This window comes from Micrococcus sp. GbtcB5 (assembly GCF_019091605.1).
In the GTDB taxonomy this organism is placed as follows: Bacteria; Actinomycetota; Actinomycetes; order Actinomycetales; family Micrococcaceae; genus Micrococcus; species Micrococcus luteus.
This window is the reverse complement of record NZ_JAGXJK010000401.1, coordinates 1-241: the sequence shown is the minus strand read 5'-3', so window position 1 is coordinate 241 and position 241 is coordinate 1. Positions and strand designations below refer to the sequence as shown.

Genomic DNA, 241 nt, shown 5'->3' with positions numbered 1-241 from the left:
GGTGGTCTCCGTGCTCTCCTCGGTGGTGTTCCTGATCGCGATCGCGATCATCTACGCGGCGACCCGCACCCTGAACATGGCGGACCTGGCCGTCAAGCTGGGCCAGCTGCCCACCGACGTGCAGATGGTCCTGCACGTGCTGCTCCTGGTGGGCTACGGCATCAAGGCGGCCGTGTTCCCGCTGTCCTTCTGCCTGCCGGACTCGTACCCCACCGCGCCCGCCCCGGTGACCGCGGTGTTC

1 protein-coding gene is annotated in these 241 nt (G+C 68.5%); it reads left to right on the top strand.

The genetic code is table 11. The features are described 5' to 3' along the window. Nucleotides 1-241: proton-conducting transporter membrane subunit (locus KVS67_RS12875; protein WP_305799841.1), on the top strand; the 241-nt coding region annotated here is incomplete at both ends.